Consider the following 18,464-nt stretch of genomic DNA (forward strand, 5'->3'; position numbering starts at 1 on the left):
GCCATTTATCTTTTCGAATAAGCCTCGCTTTTCTCATGCAAAAAAAATTAAATAAGGTGTCAGCTGCCAGAAAGACCTACGAAATCTATTGGGAAAGCTACCATAACGGAGACTTGGAAACTTTTGCCTCCACTTTGGATGATCGATTTGAAATGATCGGAACTTCTGAATCGGAAGTTTGCCATTCTAAAACTGATGGGATCGCTTTTTTCAAAGTCCAAATGAAGGAGGTAGTCGGAAAAGCAGAAATGCGAAACCGACAGATTGAGGTCATTCCAATAGATCAATTAATGTTGGTCAATGAGCAATGCGATATTTATGTCCTTGTAGATCCGGACCTGCCTGCCGGCAAGCCATACCTATCGGCAGGCAGGAAGGGTTGGAATTTCTATTCAAAGATCAGGATTTCCACTTTTCTAAGAGAAACCAAATCAGGATGGAAAGTATTTCAGCAACATGGCTCGCTACCTGATATGCGGGTGCAGAAAGGTGAAACCATGGCTCTGGAAAAAATCAGCAAGGAAAATCTAGAACTCCGGGATGCAGTCAAGCGACGCACTGCCGAACTGGAAAATAAAAACCGTGAATTGGCCATCGAAGCGGCACTGGAGAAAGTGCGTGCAGTAGCCATGGGCATGAAAACCCCCAAGGACATGCTCGATGTTTGCCGAGCAATTTCGGATCAGTTACAGCAATTTGGGGTAGAAAAAATCCGAAATGTTCAGACTGCGATCATAGACGAAAACATAGGTCAATACCTCTGCTACCAGTATTTCACTCCTTATGACAAAACCACCATTGAAAAAACCGAATACCTTAAAAGTCCGGTAGAGAATGGTATGGTCAAGCAGATGCTGGCCTCACGGGACGGGTATTTCATCGGTAGACTCAGTGACAAAGAGCTGGAAGATTTTAGGATTCACCGAAAAGAAGAAAACCATTTTCCCGATCCATTTTTGGATAAAGCCACCGAATTGGATTATTGCTTTTTGTCCATTGGGGAAGGGGGACTTGGACTGACTTTGTATCAGCCAATTACTGAGGATATTTTGACCTTGTTCAAGCGTTTTTATCAGGTTTTTTCCCTGGCTTACCAGCGGTTTCGGGATATCCAAAAAGCAGAGGCGCAGGCGAGAGAAGCGCAGATTGAAGTTGCGGTGGAACGTGTTCGTGCCCAATCCATGGCAATGCTCCATCCCAATGACCTGGATAAAGTAAACAAAGAAATACTGACTCAACTTAACTTACTTCAGATTCAAGGACTTTCAGGAGTCACTTTTTATCTGGTCGATCAGGATGGATGGGTGAAAGCCTGGGATTTTTCAAGTCCGGGAAATATAGGAAACCAGAAAAGTTATACCCTTCAATTCGACTTCAAAAAGTATGAAATGTTGGGATACCCATTTAAAATCTTCCAGCAAACTGACCTGAACTACTTAGTTGCTGATTACCCTATTGAAAAGTTAGAGCGAGCTGTTATTGAGTTAGAAGAAATAAATCAGGCAGCTGCCAACGCTTTTAAAGAAGCTATAGCAAAGGGAATCCTAACCCATCAATGGAGTGCTTGCGCTAGAATTTCTGATGGAATTCTAGGGGTTGACCTGGTAAGTCCTCCCTCCGAGGACACCAAAACTATCGTTTTGAAAATCGCGGGAGCATTCAACCAAGCCTATCAGCGATTTCTTGACCTTCAAAAAGCCGAAGCCCACGCACGGGAGAGCGAAATTGATCTTGCCCTCGAGAGGGTCAGAGCTCAGACCATGGCCATGCACAGCAGCGAGGATGTGGGGAAATGTGTTGTCAAGATGTTCAGTGAACTTACAGCCTTAGGGGTGGATGAAGGTACCCGATTCGGTATCGGCATCCTGAACCATGACAATGAAAACAATCAGCTTTGGACGGCCCGCAAAACCGGAGAGGAAGTCAATATGCATATCGGCAACATCAATATGGCTTGGCACCCCATGCTAAAGAGAGCCCGTCAGGCTTGGCTAGAGCAGGTTCCATTTCACAAGTATGTATTGGAAGGGGAAGATTTGTTGGATTACTATCAAATGCTCAATAATGCGCCTGACTATAAAATACAGATACCTTTTGAACAATTACCCAAAAAAGAAATCCAACATTGTTTCATTTTCGAGCATGGATTTTTTTACGCCTTCAGCCCCCGTGAATTCCAACCCGAATTAATTCACATTACCAAGCGGTTCAGTGCACTTTTTGAACAGACTTACCGACGGTATCTGGACTTGGTAAGAGCGGAAGCACAGGCACGGGAAGCAGAAATCGAGTTGGCACTCGAACGGGTAAGGGCAAGGACCATGGCCATGCAAGAGAGTGATGAATTGGCGGAAGTATCCTCCTTATTGTTTCAACAAATGGAAGCGCTGGGAGTAAGCACTTATAGCAGTGGATTCACTATTTGGGATGAAGACCAGGATGAACTCATTTCCTGGATGTGCAATGCGGATGGTTCTATGAATCCGCCTTTCAGAATGCCTATTGAAGAAGATAAATGGCATAAAGAACAGTATGATAGCTGGAAAAAAGGAGACGATTTCATCGTAAAAAACCTGAACGGTGAAGAGATGCAATCGTATTTCCGGTATTTACGATCCTTCCCCCTATTAGACGAAGCTTTTGAAAAATCAAAAGCTGCCGGGCACCCAATGCCCGATAGACAGGTACACCATGTGGCCAATTTCTCTCATGGCAATCTTTTGTTCATTAACCTTGAACCATACCCTAAGGCTCATGAACTATTTAAGCGGTTTTCCAAAGTATTTGAACAAACTTACACCCGCTTCCTCGACCTGCAAAAAGCAGAGGCACAGGCCAGGGAAGCTGAAATCCAATTAGCGCTAGAAAGAGTGAGAGCTAAGACCATGGCCATGAAAACCCAGTCTGATCTCCTCGGTATCATAGAGTTATTTGGCGAACAACTGAATGCTGTAGGTATAAGGTTTCACAACGTCACGTTTATCGAAGGACCCATCACAAAAAAAAGAGATTGGGATTTATGGAGCTATGCGCCGGAGGCAGAAAATACAACCGATAAAATTCTCATTCCTTATATAGAGACTCCGTATTTCACAAAAACAGCAAAAGCTGTAAAAGAGCACCAAAAGACCGGCCAGCCCATCCATGCAAAAACATTCACAAAGAAAGAGAAGAATGAATTTCTCGACCACTATTGGAAGCATGCACCAGCTGTGTCAGATGAATTTGTCAATTATGTTAATGCCACTCCAGGTTCAATAATAGTAGATGCATTTTTGGAAGAGATAACTGTTTCTATGGTAAAATGGAATACAGAACCCTATACAGTTGAGGAACTTGAAATTTTCGAACGCTTTGCAAAAGAGTTCAGGCAAACCTATATCCGCTTTCTTGATATCAAAAAAGCAGAAGCTCAGGTCAGAGAAGCTAAAATTGAAACCTCCCTTGAAAAAGTCCGCTCCCGAACCATGGGCATGCAGAACTCTGATGAATTAGCAGAAGTGGCCAATGTGCTTTTTGCAGAAATGAATGACCTGGTGCACAATCTATGGACTTGTGGATTTGTGCTGTGCGAAAAAGGTCGCGAAGAAGATGAATGGTGGTTAAGCCTGGAAGATGGCTTTTCCCGTGGTTTCTATTTACCCAATGTAAACGATTATGCCCATGCCACACTTTACGAAGGCTGGCTTGAGGGAGATTCATTCCGGACGGTTCAGTTGGATGGGGATAAATTGCAAGAGCACTATGACTGGCTCATGGAAATTCCGGTTGCCAAAAATATTTTTGATGAAATGGAAGCGGCGGGTATGCAGCGGCCGGAATGGCAAAAACTGCATGCGGCCTATTTTTCAAAAGGTTATTTGGTCATCATTACCCGTGAGCCCAGTCCTGAAGAGGAAATCTTCAAGCGATTTGCAAAGGTATTTGACCAGACCTACACCCGCTTTCTAGACTTGCAAAAAGCAGAGGCACAAGCCAGAGAGTCAAAAATTGAAACCGCTCTAGAAAAAGTTCGCTCCCGTACCATGGGAATGCAAAGCAGTGAGGAATTGCCTGAAGTAGCCAACCTGCTGTTTACAGAAGTGAGGTCGCTTGGTATCCCTGCCTGGAGCTGCGGCTACAATATTCTTGAAGAAGATAAAAAAACAGCTACTGCCTGGATGAGTAGCGAAGGGATCATGCAAACGCCATTTCAGCTTCGCTTGTTTGGTGAAGCATCTTTTGATGAAATGGGTGAATTCATCCCGAGTGATCATATAATGTTTGTTCAGGAACTCGGTGGTAAAGCGTTGGAAGATCACTATACCTACATGAAAACCTTCCCCGACCTGCAATCTACATTTAAGAACATTGAGGAGCAGGGACTCTCTCTTCCCACCTATCAGATCAACCACCTCTGCAAATTCGGCCACGGATTTCTCCTGTTCATCACCTATGAGCAGGTTCCGGATGCTCATGGTATATTTAAACGCTTTACCTCGGTATTTGACCAGACCTACACTCGGTTTTTAGATCTAAAAAAGGCTGAAGCGCAGACCAGAGAAGCTCAAATAGAAAATGCCTTGGAAAAAGTCCGCTCCCGCTCTTTGGCCATGCAAGATCCGGAGGAGTTGACCGAAGTGGCACAACTGCTACGGGAGGAAATGGGCGCATTGGGAGTGGAAGAACTGGAAACCAGCTCCATTTACATCCATGATGAAAGCAGCGGATTGACCCAATGTTGGTTTACCATCAAGAATCCGGATAACCCTGACAAAGCGATAACAGACCAAATGGTTATTGACCTTCAGGATACCTGGGTAGGCCGAAAGATGGATGAATTTTACCAGTCCAAAGCAAAACAAACTTCCATCCTGATGCAGGGTGATGGAAGGATAGAATGGATCCGATATTGTGAAGAAAAATCTGACCTGTTTGGGACCAGCAATTTCTATGGAGAGACTATTCCCGATCGTACCTATCATTTGTACAAATTTTCCAACGGCTACATCGGTGCCGCTGCTCCCGGAGAGATTTCCTCAGAAAGCTGGGAACTTTTGAAAAGGGCCACAGCAGTATTCTCTTTTGCCTATACCCGTTTCAGGGATTTGCAATTGGCCGAAGCCAGCGCCCGAACCGCCATGCGACAGGCTTCTTTGGATCGGATCCGTGCAGATATCTCATCCATGCGAAATGCCGATGATCTTGACAGAATTACCCCGCTTTTCTTTCATGAATTGACTACACTGGGTATCCCCTTTATCCGCTGCGGAGTATTTATTGTACATGAAAAAGAGAGAAATGTGGAGATTTACCTTTCCACATCTGAGGGCAAGTCCCTGGCAGCAATGAACCTCCCTTTTGAGGCAAATGAGATGACTGCCCGATCGGTGGAAGCCTGGAAAAAGGAGCAGGTTTATATTCAGCATTGGGACAAGGCTGATTTTATCAATTGGAGTAAATCCCTGCAGGAACAAGGACATGTCAAAGACCTTAAAACCTATCAGGGAGCGGACGCTGCACCTGAATCACTTCATCTACACTTTGTCCCTTTTGCTCAAGGATTGCTGTATGTAGGTTCACCCAGAACTTTGGCCGAAGAGCAGATTGATTTGGTAAAAGCACTGGCCAAGTCGTTTGCCATCGCTTATGCCCGATATGAGGATTTTGTCAAACTGGAGCAAGCAAAAGCTGAAGTAGAATCGGCCATGACCGAACTCAAAGCCACCCAATCCCAACTCGTTCAACAGGAAAAACTTGCTTCACTCGGGCAACTTACTGCCGGCATCGCCCATGAGATCAAGAACCCGCTGAATTTTGTCAATAACTTTTCGGAAGTGTCGATTGAGATGATTGAGGAAGTGTTAGAAGCGAGAAGCGAGAAACAAGATGAGAAGCGAGAAACGAGAGGCGAGAAACGAGATGAAAGTGAGAAGATGGAAGATGAGATTTTGGAGGATATAAAAGAAAACTTGAAGAAAATACATGAGCATGGTTCGCGGGCAAACGGTATTGTGACTTCCATGCTCCAACACTCACGAGGAGGTTCGGGGAAAAAAGAACCTACAGATCTCAATGCCTTGATCAAGGAATATGTCAATTTATCATTTCATGGAATGCGGGCAGGGAAGAACCCGATCGATGTGGAAATCGCCTTGGATTTGGATCCTGATGTAAAGGAAGTATCCTTGATCAAAGAGGACTTTACCCGAGTGATCATTAATCTCTGCAATAATGCTTTTGATGCCATGAGAGGGAAAGTAGACCTGCCAGGTTTCAATCCCGCACACGCGGGACTGGCAGGTCTTGAAGCCTACCATCCCAAACTTACCGTCAGAACCAAAACTGATAATAACCACATCCTTATCGAGGTGGCCGACAATGGCCCCGGCATCCCCAAGGACATCAAAGACAAAATCTTGCAGCCTTTTTTCACCACTAAGAAAGGGACAGAAGGAACAGGACTTGGGCTAAGTATTACAAACGACATCATCAAAGCACATGGGGGCGTGTTGGAAATTGAATCATCCACGGATGTTGGATCAAATTTTATAATCAAACTTTCCAGAAGTCCATGATTATAAGGAATATTCATCAATTACTTTATTTTACTTATAAATTACATATTACATGGTTTAAAATAATTTGTTTAAGTATATTTATAATAATCAAGACAATAGATTTTCTCAATATTTCATAATGAATGAAAGATCATACAATCCATCTTTAACCTAAATACACAGATTATGTACTTCAAAAAAATTTTAGTTTTTGTATTGCTAAGTCCCCTACTATTCTTTTCTAGTCAAGACTTCCAAAATGTCAGTGAGCTTTTCCAACCTGAAACTGATCAGGGTAGAACGGAATATAGAGTCGTCGTAAAAATCATCGGAGATGAGTGGCGTGTTGTGCTTGAAGGAGACAATTCTAAAAGTGATGTCACCTTGAGAAGAGGAGATCGCATAAGGTGGGTAGTTGAAGGCTCTAGTGCTTCTTTTGCTTTTCCTGACACACGTATTTTTGGTCATGAAACAAGAGAAGTAAGGGCGGGCAATCCACTTGTGATGGCAGTATCAGCAAATAGTCCAACAGGCACTTTTGCCTATACTGTCTTTGTTCATGAATCAATGACCTACGCAAGAGGCCAATCACCCCCAAGAATCATCATCAGAAACTAATTAGGAATACCTATTCGGTCAGTGTTTTCTGACCGAATATTTTTGAATTAAGCCTCAGACAATAGAAAGTGATAAGCCTTAAAGTTCAAGTTCTATATTCACCTGTGATCCAACATTAAAGATATGCTTGCTGAAAAAATAGCTTTTTGTATTATGTTCAAAGTTGATGTCAGCAAATTAAAATACTCAACCTTGGGCTTTCTCAGCTTTCTGGTTTTTACTATCTCTTGTCAAGGAAGTATCAAAACGGATAGCCCTCAAAATAATGTACTGACAACGATCCCCTCGCCTAGTAGCAGATATTTAGACAGTCTCGATGATTCAATTCAACCCCGCAAGGTTTGGATCAATGAATTCCAACACCCTGTTCCAAGATATATACCTACCAGCCTAAAGGAAGAATACACCTATCAGGATGAAGAAAAACAAACCCAAACCATTTCCCCACCTACAGTAATCCAAAGAGCATTTCTTAAAAATGAAAAGGGAGAAGCAATTTTAGATCCCGAAGGAAACTATTATTACTTGGGAGACGGGGGAATTTCCCATTTTTCCGTATTCACCACTGACGATGGTTTAGGACTGGATAACATTACATCTTCTTTGCTGGATAATTCAGGAAACCTATGGTTTGGCACTTGGGGTGGAGGGATTTCGAAGTTTGACGGAATATCCTTTACCAATTTTACCACGGCACATGGTCTATCAAACAATTTGGTCCATTGCCTGGCAGAAGATGCAAAAGGCAACATCTGGATTGGAACGGAAGGAGGAGGACTATCTATTTTTGATGGATTTTCTTTCACTACTAAAACCAAAACCGATGGATTAGCCAATGATGTGGTTTATGGGATTACCCCTGACAGTAAAGGCAATATTTGGATAGCAGCGGGCAATGGTGGCGCATCTAAATATGATGGCGTTGATTTCGTCAATTTTAACAAAGAAGATGGTTTACAGGCTAATTCAATTATAAAAATTGCAGAAGATAAAAATGGTTTTATCTGGTTTGGAACAGGCAATAATGGAGTTTCAAAATTTGACGGTGCTAATTTCCTGCACTTCACTATTGAAGATGGTTTGGCTGAAAACCCAATTCATTGTATTGCCCAAGATCAAGCAGGAAATATTTGGTTTGGCACCAATGGTGGTGGTGTTTCGAGGTACCAAGAGAGTGATGATCTGAATACGAAAGGAAAATTCACCAGCTTCACAGTTGCAGATGGGCTTGGTCACAATGATATCTGGGATATCAAAGAGGACTTACAGGGCAATTTATGGTTTGCTACTGGCGGAAATGGAGTTTCAAAATTTGACGGAAAGAATTTCACCAATTATACTACTGCTCAGGGATTGCCGAAAGACGTAATTTACAGTATTTCAGTCGATGGGTCAGGCAATATCTGGTTTGGAACAGCCGGAGGTGGTGTTGCACTTTATAAAGGTGCTGCTTTTACCAACTTCACTCCAGATGTTGGCTTGGCTAAAAATGGGGTATATGGCATTCTTGAAGACAAAGATGGCAACTTATGGTTTGGAACGGATGGTGGAGGTGTTTCAAAGTATGATGGCAAATCATTCACAAATTTCACCACTGATCAGGGACTCCCCCACCCTCTGATAATCAGCGCTATTAAAGATAAAAAAGATCAGCTTTGGTTTGGGACAGGAGGTGGTGGCCTGGCACTTTACAAAGAAATGTCTTCAGGCAACAACAAATCAAGCATAACCACTTTCAACACCAGAAATGGTTTGCAAAACGATATCATTTATGCCATCACAGAAGACAGGTTTGGCAACCTATGGCTAGGCACCGGCGGTGGTGGTCTGGTGAAATTTGATTGGAATATCTTGCCCGAAAATGAGTCAGGATTTACGGCTTTTACCACAGATCAGGGTTTGGCCAGTAATTATATCTACAGCATCATAGAAGACAGTAAAGGGAATCTTTGGATAGGTACAGGTGGAGGAGGTATTTCCAAATTTGACGGAAAATCTTTTACGAACTTTACCACTGAGGTTGGACTTTCCAATGACATCGTCTGGAGCATCTTAGAGGATAAAATCGGAAACTTGTGGTTTGCCACACAAGGCGGTGGGGTCTCAAGATTTGATGGTGAAACTTTCCAAGCCATTACGACAAGAGAGGGATTGATTGATGATACAGTCTATGATTTGTTGGAAGATGAAACCGGAAACATTTTTATAGGTACCAATAGAGGTTTTACCGTTGTTCCAGCACAAGTAGTCGCCCTTCCTTTCGAAGAAATGAGAGGAAAATTAGAGTACTACAACACATCTAATGGATATCCCATCAAAGATGTCAACAAAGGAACCTTTATAGACAGTCAGGGGAATATTTGGGCAGGAAATGGGAGTGATAAAACAGGCTTGGTAAAAATGAATTATAAAGCTTTGAGAAAAAAGAAAAAAAAGCCCGTCACCAAAATAAAAAACATCAGCATCTATGAAAAACCTATCAGTTGGATGTCACTGCACAGTAATTCCGATGTGAAAAATGTAAACAGTAATTCAAAAATCAGTGAATTCCTTGCTGATGAAGTTCGGGTATTTGGGAGGGAACTCACTGCTGAGGAGCGAGAATCACAACGTAAAGAATACTCTAAAATTCAATTTTCGGAAATTGGAAGATTTGAAAATTTTCCTAAAAATCTAACCCTGCCATATGCTCAAAATCAGATTACAATAGATTTTGGTACAGATGAGTTGGTCAGGCCCAACTTAATGGAGTACCGGTATATTCTAGAAGGGTATAACAAAGACTGGAGTCCTGCTATTAAGAAAACCAGTGCCACTTTCGGGAATATCAGAGAAGGGAATTATGTATTTAAAGTTATTTCAAGATATACAGGGCCATCAGAAGGAGATGGAAAAGAATGGTCCGAGGAGGCTATTTACAGATTTTCTGTTCTTCCTCCTATACATCGTACATGGTGGGCCTATTTGATCTATTTTTTAATTATTCTGGCAATCATAAAACGAGTACACGATATTCAAAAAAGCCGTACCATCCGAAAAGAAAGGGAGAGAATTCAACAGAAAGAACTGGAACAAGCTAAAGAAATTGAAAAGGCATATAATGAACTTCAAAAAACTCAAGCCCAACTGATCCAGGCTGAGAAAATGGCTTCGTTGGGAGAATTGACCGCTGGAATCGCTCACGAAATACAGAACCCTTTGAATTTTGTGAATAATTTCAGTGAGGTGAGTACGGAGTTGGTGGAAGAGATGAAAGAGTCAAGATCCAAGAATCAAGAGTCAAGACCAAGGACAGAAGAGGACGAAATCGAGGATGAGATTCTAGAGGATATTAAGCAGAATTTGGAAAAGATCAACCACCACGGCAAGAGGGCGGATGCCATTGTCAAGGGGATGCTGGAGCATAGTCGGACTGGTTCAGGTAAAAAGGAACTGACTAACCTCAATACCTTGGCGGAGGAATACTTGAAAATTGCCTACCAAAGCTTTAAAAACAAATACAAGGATTTTACGGGAATAACCCAAACAGATTTTGATCCTGCTTTACCAAAAATTGAGATTGTAAGACAGGACATCGGTCGGTTGCTGCTCAACCTGATTAACAATGCCTTTCAGGCTTGTGCTGAAAGTAGTCGAAGTACTAGTGCGATAAAAGATATACCAGATTTTGTTAACAACGACAAAGAAAACCGGGCAGGTCTAAAGCCACTTGTCACCATTTCCACCAAAAACCTTGGCGATAAGGTTGAGATTTCAGTCAAAGACAATGGTCCCGGCATTCCCGATGCCATCAAAGACAAAATCTTTCAGCCTTTCTTCACTACCAAACCAACTGGCGAGGGAACTGGACTGGGATTATCATTATCTTATGATATTGTAAAGGCGCATGGAGGGGAGATCAGGGTGGTAAGTTTATTGGAAAACAGTGAAGTTAGCCAAGAGAATAATGGAACTGAGTTTATCATTCATTTGCCTCTCTCTTAATTAAGAAAACACTAAAAATACCCAATGATCCAAGTGGATATTAAAATTCCAGAATCGTAGATATGTTTTCCCCTTCCAATGAACCCTTAGAGACACCTAATGAACTGACTCTTTGCAAAAAGCAAATATATTATTACAATAAACTTATTTATTTACACTCTGTAATATTTTATTTTATTTTTTTATTACATATAAAATAATGTTTGGTACATTATTTGACTACTGACACATTCATCTTATATAAATCCAAATTATGAAAGCATTAGCAGTAGTAGGAATTCTTGCCTTGACAATGGCTTTTGGATGTACTGACAAAACAACAAAAGAAACCAAAACGGAGATCAGAACTGAAGTCAAAGCGGACAAGGAAGCCGATACACAAATCAAAATTGGTAAGAACGGTGGTTCTGTCAAAACAAAAAAAGTAGAGATCGAAATCAAGGACGAAAAGAAATAATAAAAAACTCTTTTTCTTGACCGCACTACTAAATATCCCACACTAAAATTAGAAAAAATATGAAATTTCAACTGATAGGATTGCTTTGCGCAATCATGATGACTTCTACACTTCAAGCCCAACATGTAAACATTGGTCTAAAGGGTGGATTAAATGCTTTCAATATTGACGGTGGCAACTTTGACCAAAAACTGGGAGCACACTTTGGTTTGCTGGGTCATGTGCATTTGACAGAAAAGTTTGGCCTTCAACCCGAAATCTACTATTCTATGCAGGGTGGAAAAATTGGAAACACAGACAATAACCTCAATTTGGGGTATATCAACGTTCCGGTACTTTTACAATACATGTTTAATAATGGATTTAGACTACAGGCTGGTCCCCAACTTGGCATATTAGCTACCGCTAATACTGTGGCTGGAAATACAACTGTTAATGTAAAAGATAATTATAAAAACATGGATTGGGGTCTTGGAATAGGTGCAAGCTATGTACATCCGCCTTCAGGGTTTGGAGTAGATGCTAGGTACAATCATGGCCTTACTAATATCTCTGAAAATACATCGCTGGATTACAAAAACAGAGGTTTTCAATTAGGAGTATTCTACTTGTTCAAACACAAACATTAAATTCGTCAAAAATTTAATGACCTGCCTAATTTCAATTTTAGGCAGGTATTTTTTTGCCATAATCAATTCATGATTAAGATTTTCTATTGGCCACCGTAGCTATTTCTCTATACTTTTTCTACTATATTGATTTCGGTAAAAGAAATTATAATTATCTGCAATCATGCCACTAATCAATTAAACGAAGGTCTATTGGTAAAGGGATACTAATAGATACCTGCCCTTGCTATTGGTTCGAAATCACAGGTTAATTCTATTATTTAGATTCTACTGGTATGAAAGCGGATATACTTAAAGAAATAAGGGATGCTCAGCATAATTGCTGCAGAGTTGAGGAAATTTTTTAAACCCAAGCGTAATGCTAACTTTAATTTCCAAGACTAAATCAGCTTTACTCATTTTCAACCAAAGTAAATTCTCATGTATTTCCCAGAACTAAAACAACACCTGTCTAGGATACAACCATTAACAGGAGTGACATATGCCGCTTTCGAGGAGAAACTGACCCAGAGAAGGTTCAAAAAAGGGGATTTCATTATAAACCCAGGAGAAATTCAGAAGGAACTCTTGTTTGTACAAAAAGGAGTTCAAATGGCTTTTTATGAAAATACAAAAAAAACTTATGTCATGGCATTTACCTACCCTCCTGACTTCTGTGCTATTCCTGATTCCTTCAGTTTCCAAAAACCTTCCAACTATCACCTCCAATGTTTAAGCGATAGTGAAATGCTGGCAATTAAGCACGATGATCTCAGCCTCCTTTTTGATCAGCACCATGAACTGGATAGGCTATTTAGAAAAATGACCGAGGCTGTATTGGCAGGGGTGCTTTCAAGACACTTAGAACTACAGACTGACAACATCGAGGATAGATTCCGTACTTTTTGTCATCGCAGCCCTCATTTACTGCAACTTGTGCCACATAAGTACCTGGCTTCTTATTTAAATATTGACGCCACTAACTTCAGTAAACTATATAATTCTGTTAGAATTTGAAATTGGTTTACACCAACACTCTTTGACTTTTTTGGTGACAACTTGCCATAGAAATAACAGAATCAATGGCTAAAACACTTTTAATACTATTGTCACTTTCAATATACTACCCAATGGCACAAGCACAAAATTCATGGTTAGACAGGGAAAAATACCCATTTACCTCTAATTACTTCTCCGTCAATTCACAGAAAATGCACTATATAAATGAAGGTACGGGAGAGTTGATTTTATTCGTTCATGGAACACCTTCATGGAGTTTTGACTGGAGAAAAATCATCAAAGACCTCCGTACTGACTATCAATGTGTAGCGATTGACCATATAGGTTTTGGGCTTTCGGACAAACCGAAATCGTATGATTACAGCACCTTCAACCACTCTATGAGTTTGGAAAAATTTATCTTGGAAAAGGGCTATAAAGACATCACATTGGTTTTACACGATTTTGGAGGTCCGATTGGCTTTCATTTTGCCCTGAGGCATCCCGATTTGGTGAAAAACATTATCGTACTTAACTCCTGGCTTTGGAGTAGTGAAGGGGACCAAGAATATGAAAAATTTGTAAAGATTCTGAGAAGTCCCATATTACCCTTTATATACAAGTACCTCAACTTTTCTCCTAGATTTATTCTTCCAAAATCTTATGGAGATCATAAACCTGACAAAAAAACTCTAAAGCATTACATCAAGCCTTTTACAAGAGCCTCAGAAAGAAATGGTCCATTGGCTTTTGCCAAATCTTTACTCAATGATCAAGATTGGTTTGAATCGCTATGGCAGCAAAGACAGTTGTTAAAAGGCAAGCCTGTGGGGTTTATTTGGGGCATGAACGACCCAATCATTTCACCTAAAAACCTTGAAAAGTTCAAATTCGGTTTCCCTAGAAGTTCTGTATTTCATTTAGAGGATTCCGGGCATTTCCCACAAGAGGAAGAGCCTGTAAAAGTGATAGCTGCCATAAGGAGATTGATAAACAAATGATATCTAGATCAAAGAACAAAACAATTAAAGCAGGTAGAAGACTCTAAGGTGTCAGTGTATTCAAAATACTTACCATTAAAAGTGGGAAATATTAAATCGAACAGTTTCAAATTTGCCCTCTTGATCGAACAAGGCTTGGCGAAGGCGGGGATTTAAAAGCACCACTATCAAGCAAGCACAAATGTAAATAAAAAGCACTACCTTACAAATTAGCACATCAGCCCCGCTTTTCGCCAAGCCAATGTTGTCATCAGTTTTTCTGTCCTTCGGTTGCTTCGCTTGCACTTGCTTTCGGCTTCGTGGGTTGTATCTCTTGCAATTTTTTGTTGTACTCTGCCCACTTTTTTTCCTTCACAAGTTTTATTACGTCTTTCAAGTCGGTTGTAACTTGTTGCAAACTGTCGGATTTGATTTTGATGATTTTTTGCAAACTATCAAGTGGCGTAATAGGTGGTTTTGTTTCTTTCTCTGTTGGTTTCACGCCTAAACTGTCTAAGGTCTTTTTGAAAGTTTCGTTCTGCATTTGTAAAGGTCTTACTCTCAAATATTCGTTACTCAGTAATGCACCCACAAAAATAATAAAAAAAACTATCATTAAAGAGATGTAAATGAGTGAGTTGCTATTTTTTGCTTGGCTTGTTATTATATTTGAGTTAGTCTTTGCTTGCACCAATGAAACCGTTAAATTATCGTGTCCGCCACCTTTGGCAAAGCAAGTTTGATTTACTGTTTTTATCAAGGTATTAGCCAAATTATCAACTATGGTGTTTTGCCTGACAATATTTTCTATTTGCTCGTCTGTAAGTTCGCCACAAATACCGTCTGTGCAAAGTAAAAAAATATCGTCTTTTTGGTAGGTAACTTCCGCTATTTCTATATCCACAAAAGGCTGAATACCCAAAACCCTTGATAATTCGTTACTTCTGCTATGATTTCGGGCTTGTTCTTCGGTTTTCAAAATACCTTCTTTCAACATTCTGAATACCACAGAATGGTCGTAAGTGCGGTAAATTTTTTGTCCTTTTCTGAACTGATATACTCGGCTATCTCCTACGTGGCAAATGTAGGCTTTTTCTTGGGTGAGCAATAAAACGGTAATAGTTGTTCCCATACCTTTATATTTGCTATCGTTAATAGACACTCTAAAAACTTCAAAATTGGCTTTTTGTACCGCATTTTGCAAGGCGTTGCGTGGGTCGTCTGATGCCGAATTGGTAATGTCGTCAATAACAATTTGAGAGGCTAATTGAGAAGCATAACTTCCACCTTTTGCTCCGCCCATCCCGTCACAAACCACACTTAAAAAACCAAACTTGGTTCCTCTAAAACTTGCAAAGTCTTGGTTTTCTTGCCTTCCGCCAATATCAGAAATCTGTGTTTGAATGTAGTTTTGCATCATTCTACTCTGTTAAAAGTGAAAAGCCCCAATCATAAAAATATTGATAGTATGATTTATTATAAGGCTCCTTATTGTTTGTTCCTGAACCTGTTATTTCAAAAATCCCTCTTGCCCTATATTCAGCGTAGTTAAAATCACTACTATTATAGAAGAGTGGAACATTCCCTTTAAATGTGAGGTAGTATTCCCCTGTTTCACGAATAGGGAAGTTCAACTCTACATTTTTCCAATCGTGTGCGGTAGATATAGATATGTTGCTTGTTTCATACAGAAAATCACCATTTAACTTATAAAGCATAATTTTTATGGCACCTGTTGCATTTGAACGAACATAAACGTTTTTTAACAAAATCGGGTGCTGTATTTTGAAATACATCTTGTAGTTGCTATCAAAACCACTATTCCCAGAAGTGTTAGTTTTACCCGCCCTTAAAGTTATCCCCTCTATATTTGATTTGAGAGTATTTAACTTGCTTTCTAATCTTTCTTTCTCTTGTTTTTCGGTGTAATACCATTCGGAATATCTATCCCTATCCATTTCAAGAGAACTATTTTTGTTGGCAAGTGTAATGCTTAGAACAACCAAAATGAATAGAATAATGCCTAAAATAATGGTGGCAACTTTCCAATTATTTGAGCCTGACGAACTAACAATTCCGATTGTGCCGTGTGTTGCAACGGTTGTGTTTTTTTGTTGTAAAGCACTAATAAACTCTCTTGCACTTTGAAAACGTCTTGTTTGTGCTTTTTCTGTGGCTTTTTGAACAACTTTGAATAATTGCGGACTAATTTTTGGATTAGGTGGCAAAGGACTTTCTACTTGCATTTTCAGCGTAGCAAATTCGCTATTGGCGTTAAAAGGCGGGTTGCCTGTTAGCATTTCGTATAGCGTAATCCCTACTGCGTAAATGTCGGTAGTTGCATTTATCTTGTCTTGCTCACCTTGCACTTGTTCAGGGGCGGAATAATGAGGCGTACCAATTACAGTTCCCATTCCTGTAACAGATTTTCGCTTACCGTCTGAAATGCGTACTACACCAAAATCCATAATTTTTATTGTGCCGTCATTGCACAAAAAAATATTTGAGGGTTTGATGTCCCTGTGAATAATTGGTGGTTGATGCGTATGCAACACAGCCAAACCTTCTAACACTTTTACAATAATTTCAGTAGCATAGTCGGGATTGACTGCTCCGTATTGTTGTAAAAAGTCTTCCAAACTTTGCCCTTCCAAAAACTCACTTACAATATGATACACCCCATCTTTTTCTACAAAATCAAGCATTTTGAGTACGTTGGGGTGTTCTATGTGTAAGTTGCCTTCTTGCATAGCCCTTTCAATTACTCTTGGATTGTTGGCTAATTCTTTCCAAATTACTTTGATAGCCACATTCCGTTGGGTGTGTATATTCCTACCCAAATACACAATACCCATTCCTCCTTCACCTTTTTTGGCTTTGGGTTCGTGAGGGTTAAAAATATAAGTTCCTTTGTTACCAATAAGTTGAATTTCAGCCATTTGATTAGTTGTTTTTTACCACAATAGTACCTGCAATGGTGTCGTGAAGGGCTTGCTTTTTGGTAGTCCAAAGAGGCATTAAGTAGCCAATTCCTAAAATGAGATAGGAAAGAATACGACTTAATTCCCGTCCCCAAATCTGCCCAATACTAAGGTTTTGCATACTTTCAGCGTCTAAATAACGTACTCCTGCAATGCGTCTGCCGTAGGTTGTACCTGTTTTGTGTGTAGGAACAACAATGTAAAAATGCGTAATCAATATGCCTGCAATAATATTGGCAAACAAGGCTATCAAAATCACAAGTGGATTATTTGAACTTGCAACCAATAAACTATAGACGATAGAGAAAGGTAATAACAACAAACCCACAAACAAACTATCTAACAAAGCACCGCCAAATCGTTGCCACCAACCCGCATACTCAATACTTGGTTTGGGTGGTGTGATAACAGACTTAACAGCCCTAATATGATTTTGGATAGTAGGGTGCATTAGCGAAAAACGATAAGTTTTTCCTAACGATAGGCTTGTGTGTTCGTTGATTTCTGTGGTTTGTGTAATTTTTTGGTTATTCACAAAAACACCGTTTCCGTTAGGTGCTAAGTCATCAACTAAAATAGTTCCATCGCCTTCTATCGTAATTCGGCAATGTGTTCTGTGTACGTGCTGAGTTTCAGGCGTATCACCAATAATGATGGGGATTTCGCCATTTGTCAAATATTGAGAGGCGGGTTCTCTACCAATGATAAATATTTTACGCATAACTATTCGGGTTTTGTAAGTTTTTTGGACGGATTGACAGAGAAGTCGTAGGGTGAGGAAAAACTTTGTTGCTCGTTAGGAACTTTTACCTGTTGTTGAGCAAGTTTTTCGTTAGTGAACAAGGACAAGGCAATTTTGTCCACAAGCAACAAAAGCAACTCAAAATCACCGATTTTAATTTTATCTCGGTCTTTGAGTTCTCTTGGCTGATATTCAACATCTTGATTGTTCACAAACACGCCATTTGTAGAATTTTGGTCTGTAATGACTACCATAAGTCGGTTATCATTCTGACTTCTACGTGTGTTGATAATTGCGTGAATATTGGAAACGGTAGGACTGTGTAGTGGAATAGTACAGTCATTAGAAGAACCGATTACATTTTTTCCTTCTCGCAATGCCCAAAAATCACCTTTTTCGTTTGCCGAATAGGAAATTAAAAAGCCGACAATAGTTCTGTCGTCTGCACTTTGTACTGTGCCTGCATATCCTTCTACTTTGGTATGCTTTTTTGAAGGGTTTTCTTCGTTAGGATTAAAACTTCCTTCGTGAATTGTACTTTTCGCCATTTGTTCCG

11 protein-coding genes are annotated in these 18,464 nt (G+C 40.2%); 7 read left to right on the plus strand and 4 right to left on the minus strand.

Going from position 1 to position 18,464, the window contains the following annotated elements; all coding sequences use genetic code 11:
• Positions 1-35: 35 nt before the first annotated feature.
• From CLW00_RS19660 to CLW00_RS19690, 7 genes are all read left to right on the plus strand, one after another.
• A complete protein-coding gene (locus CLW00_RS19660; protein ID WP_106135422.1) occupies positions 36-6,557 on the plus strand; it encodes an ATP-binding protein in 6,522 nt (2,173 codons plus the stop codon).
• A 168-nt stretch (positions 6,558-6,725) separates the two neighbouring features.
• Complete coding sequence (locus CLW00_RS19665) at positions 6,726-7,157, plus strand: hypothetical protein (protein WP_106135423.1); 432 nt, start codon at positions 6,726-6,728, stop codon at positions 7,155-7,157.
• Positions 7,158-7,310: 153 nt separating this feature from the next.
• Positions 7,311-11,141 (plus strand): sensor histidine kinase, encoded by a 3,831-nt coding sequence (locus CLW00_RS19670; RefSeq protein ID WP_211300233.1) that lies wholly within the window; start codon positions 7,311-7,313, stop codon positions 11,139-11,141.
• A 253-nt stretch (positions 11,142-11,394) separates the two neighbouring features.
• Positions 11,395-11,598: a hypothetical protein gene (locus CLW00_RS19675; protein WP_106135425.1), complete on the plus strand. Its 204-nt coding sequence runs from the start codon at positions 11,395-11,397 to the stop codon at positions 11,596-11,598.
• 59 nt (positions 11,599-11,657) lie between these two features.
• Positions 11,658-12,227 (plus strand): porin family protein, encoded by a 570-nt coding sequence (locus CLW00_RS19680; protein WP_106135426.1) that lies wholly within the window; start codon positions 11,658-11,660, stop codon positions 12,225-12,227.
• Positions 12,228-12,647: 420 nt separating this feature from the next.
• Positions 12,648-13,223 carry a Crp/Fnr family transcriptional regulator gene (locus CLW00_RS19685; RefSeq protein ID WP_106135427.1) on the plus strand — a complete coding sequence of 192 codons (576 nt, stop codon included), beginning with the start codon at positions 12,648-12,650 and terminating at the stop codon, positions 13,221-13,223.
• 113 nt (positions 13,224-13,336) lie between these two features.
• The gene (locus CLW00_RS19690; protein ID WP_170073252.1) at positions 13,337-14,206 is read left to right on the plus strand and encodes an alpha/beta fold hydrolase; all 870 of its coding nucleotides are present in this window, start codon (positions 13,337-13,339) and stop codon (positions 14,204-14,206) included.
• Positions 14,207-14,456: 250 nt separating this feature from the next.
• On the opposite strand, the gene CLW00_RS19695 is transcribed toward CLW00_RS19690, so the two are convergent.
• From CLW00_RS19695 to CLW00_RS19710, 4 genes are read right to left on the minus strand one after another with little or no spacing between them, the layout of a single operon-like run.
• Positions 14,457-15,605 carry a PP2C family protein-serine/threonine phosphatase gene (locus CLW00_RS19695; protein ID WP_106135429.1) on the minus strand — a complete coding sequence of 383 codons (1,149 nt, stop codon included), beginning with the start codon at positions 15,603-15,605 and terminating at the stop codon, positions 14,457-14,459.
• Between the two features lies 1 nt (position 15,606).
• A complete protein-coding gene (locus CLW00_RS19700) occupies positions 15,607-17,124 on the minus strand; it encodes a serine/threonine protein kinase (protein ID WP_106135430.1) in 1,518 nt (505 codons plus the stop codon).
• 4 nt (positions 17,125-17,128) lie between these two features.
• On the minus strand, positions 17,129-17,887 hold the full coding sequence (locus CLW00_RS19705) for an RDD family protein (protein ID WP_106135431.1): 759 nt from the start codon (positions 17,885-17,887) through the stop codon (positions 17,129-17,131).
• 2 nt (positions 17,888-17,889) lie between these two features.
• Positions 17,890-18,456, minus strand: coding sequence for an FHA domain-containing protein (locus CLW00_RS19710; protein ID WP_106135432.1), 567 nt, complete (start codon positions 18,454-18,456; stop codon positions 17,890-17,892).
• Between the last annotated feature and the right edge of the window lie 8 nt (positions 18,457-18,464).

The organism is Mongoliibacter ruber, assembly GCF_003003005.1.
In the GTDB taxonomy this organism is placed as follows: Bacteria; Bacteroidota; Bacteroidia; order Cytophagales; family Cyclobacteriaceae; genus Mongoliibacter; species Mongoliibacter ruber.

What these genes read in the sequence shown, in the direction of transcription:
- CLW00_RS19660 (WP_106135422.1), top strand. Translation starts at nt 36, where the DNA reads ATGCAAAAAAAATTAAATAAGGTGTCAGCTGCCAGAAAGACCTACGAA.
- CLW00_RS19665 (WP_106135423.1), top strand. Translation starts at nt 6,726, where the DNA reads ATGTACTTCAAAAAAATTTTAGTTTTTGTATTGCTAAGTCCCCTACTA.
- CLW00_RS19670 (WP_211300233.1), top strand. Translation starts at nt 7,311, where the DNA reads ATGTTCAAAGTTGATGTCAGCAAATTAAAATACTCAACCTTGGGCTTT.
- CLW00_RS19675 (WP_106135425.1), top strand. Translation starts at nt 11,395, where the DNA reads ATGAAAGCATTAGCAGTAGTAGGAATTCTTGCCTTGACAATGGCTTTT.
- CLW00_RS19680 (WP_106135426.1), top strand. Translation starts at nt 11,658, where the DNA reads ATGAAATTTCAACTGATAGGATTGCTTTGCGCAATCATGATGACTTCT.
- CLW00_RS19685 (WP_106135427.1), top strand. Translation starts at nt 12,648, where the DNA reads ATGTATTTCCCAGAACTAAAACAACACCTGTCTAGGATACAACCATTA.
- CLW00_RS19690 (WP_170073252.1), top strand. Translation starts at nt 13,337, where the DNA reads ATGGCACAAGCACAAAATTCATGGTTAGACAGGGAAAAATACCCATTT.
- CLW00_RS19695 (WP_106135429.1), bottom strand. Translation starts at nt 15,605, where the DNA reads ATGATGCAAAACTACATTCAAACACAGATTTCTGATATTGGCGGAAGG.
- CLW00_RS19700 (WP_106135430.1), bottom strand. Translation starts at nt 17,124, where the DNA reads ATGGCTGAAATTCAACTTATTGGTAACAAAGGAACTTATATTTTTAAC.
- CLW00_RS19705 (WP_106135431.1), bottom strand. Translation starts at nt 17,887, where the DNA reads ATGCGTAAAATATTTATCATTGGTAGAGAACCCGCCTCTCAATATTTG.
- CLW00_RS19710 (WP_106135432.1), bottom strand. Translation starts at nt 18,456, where the DNA reads ATGGCGAAAAGTACAATTCACGAAGGAAGTTTTAATCCTAACGAAGAA.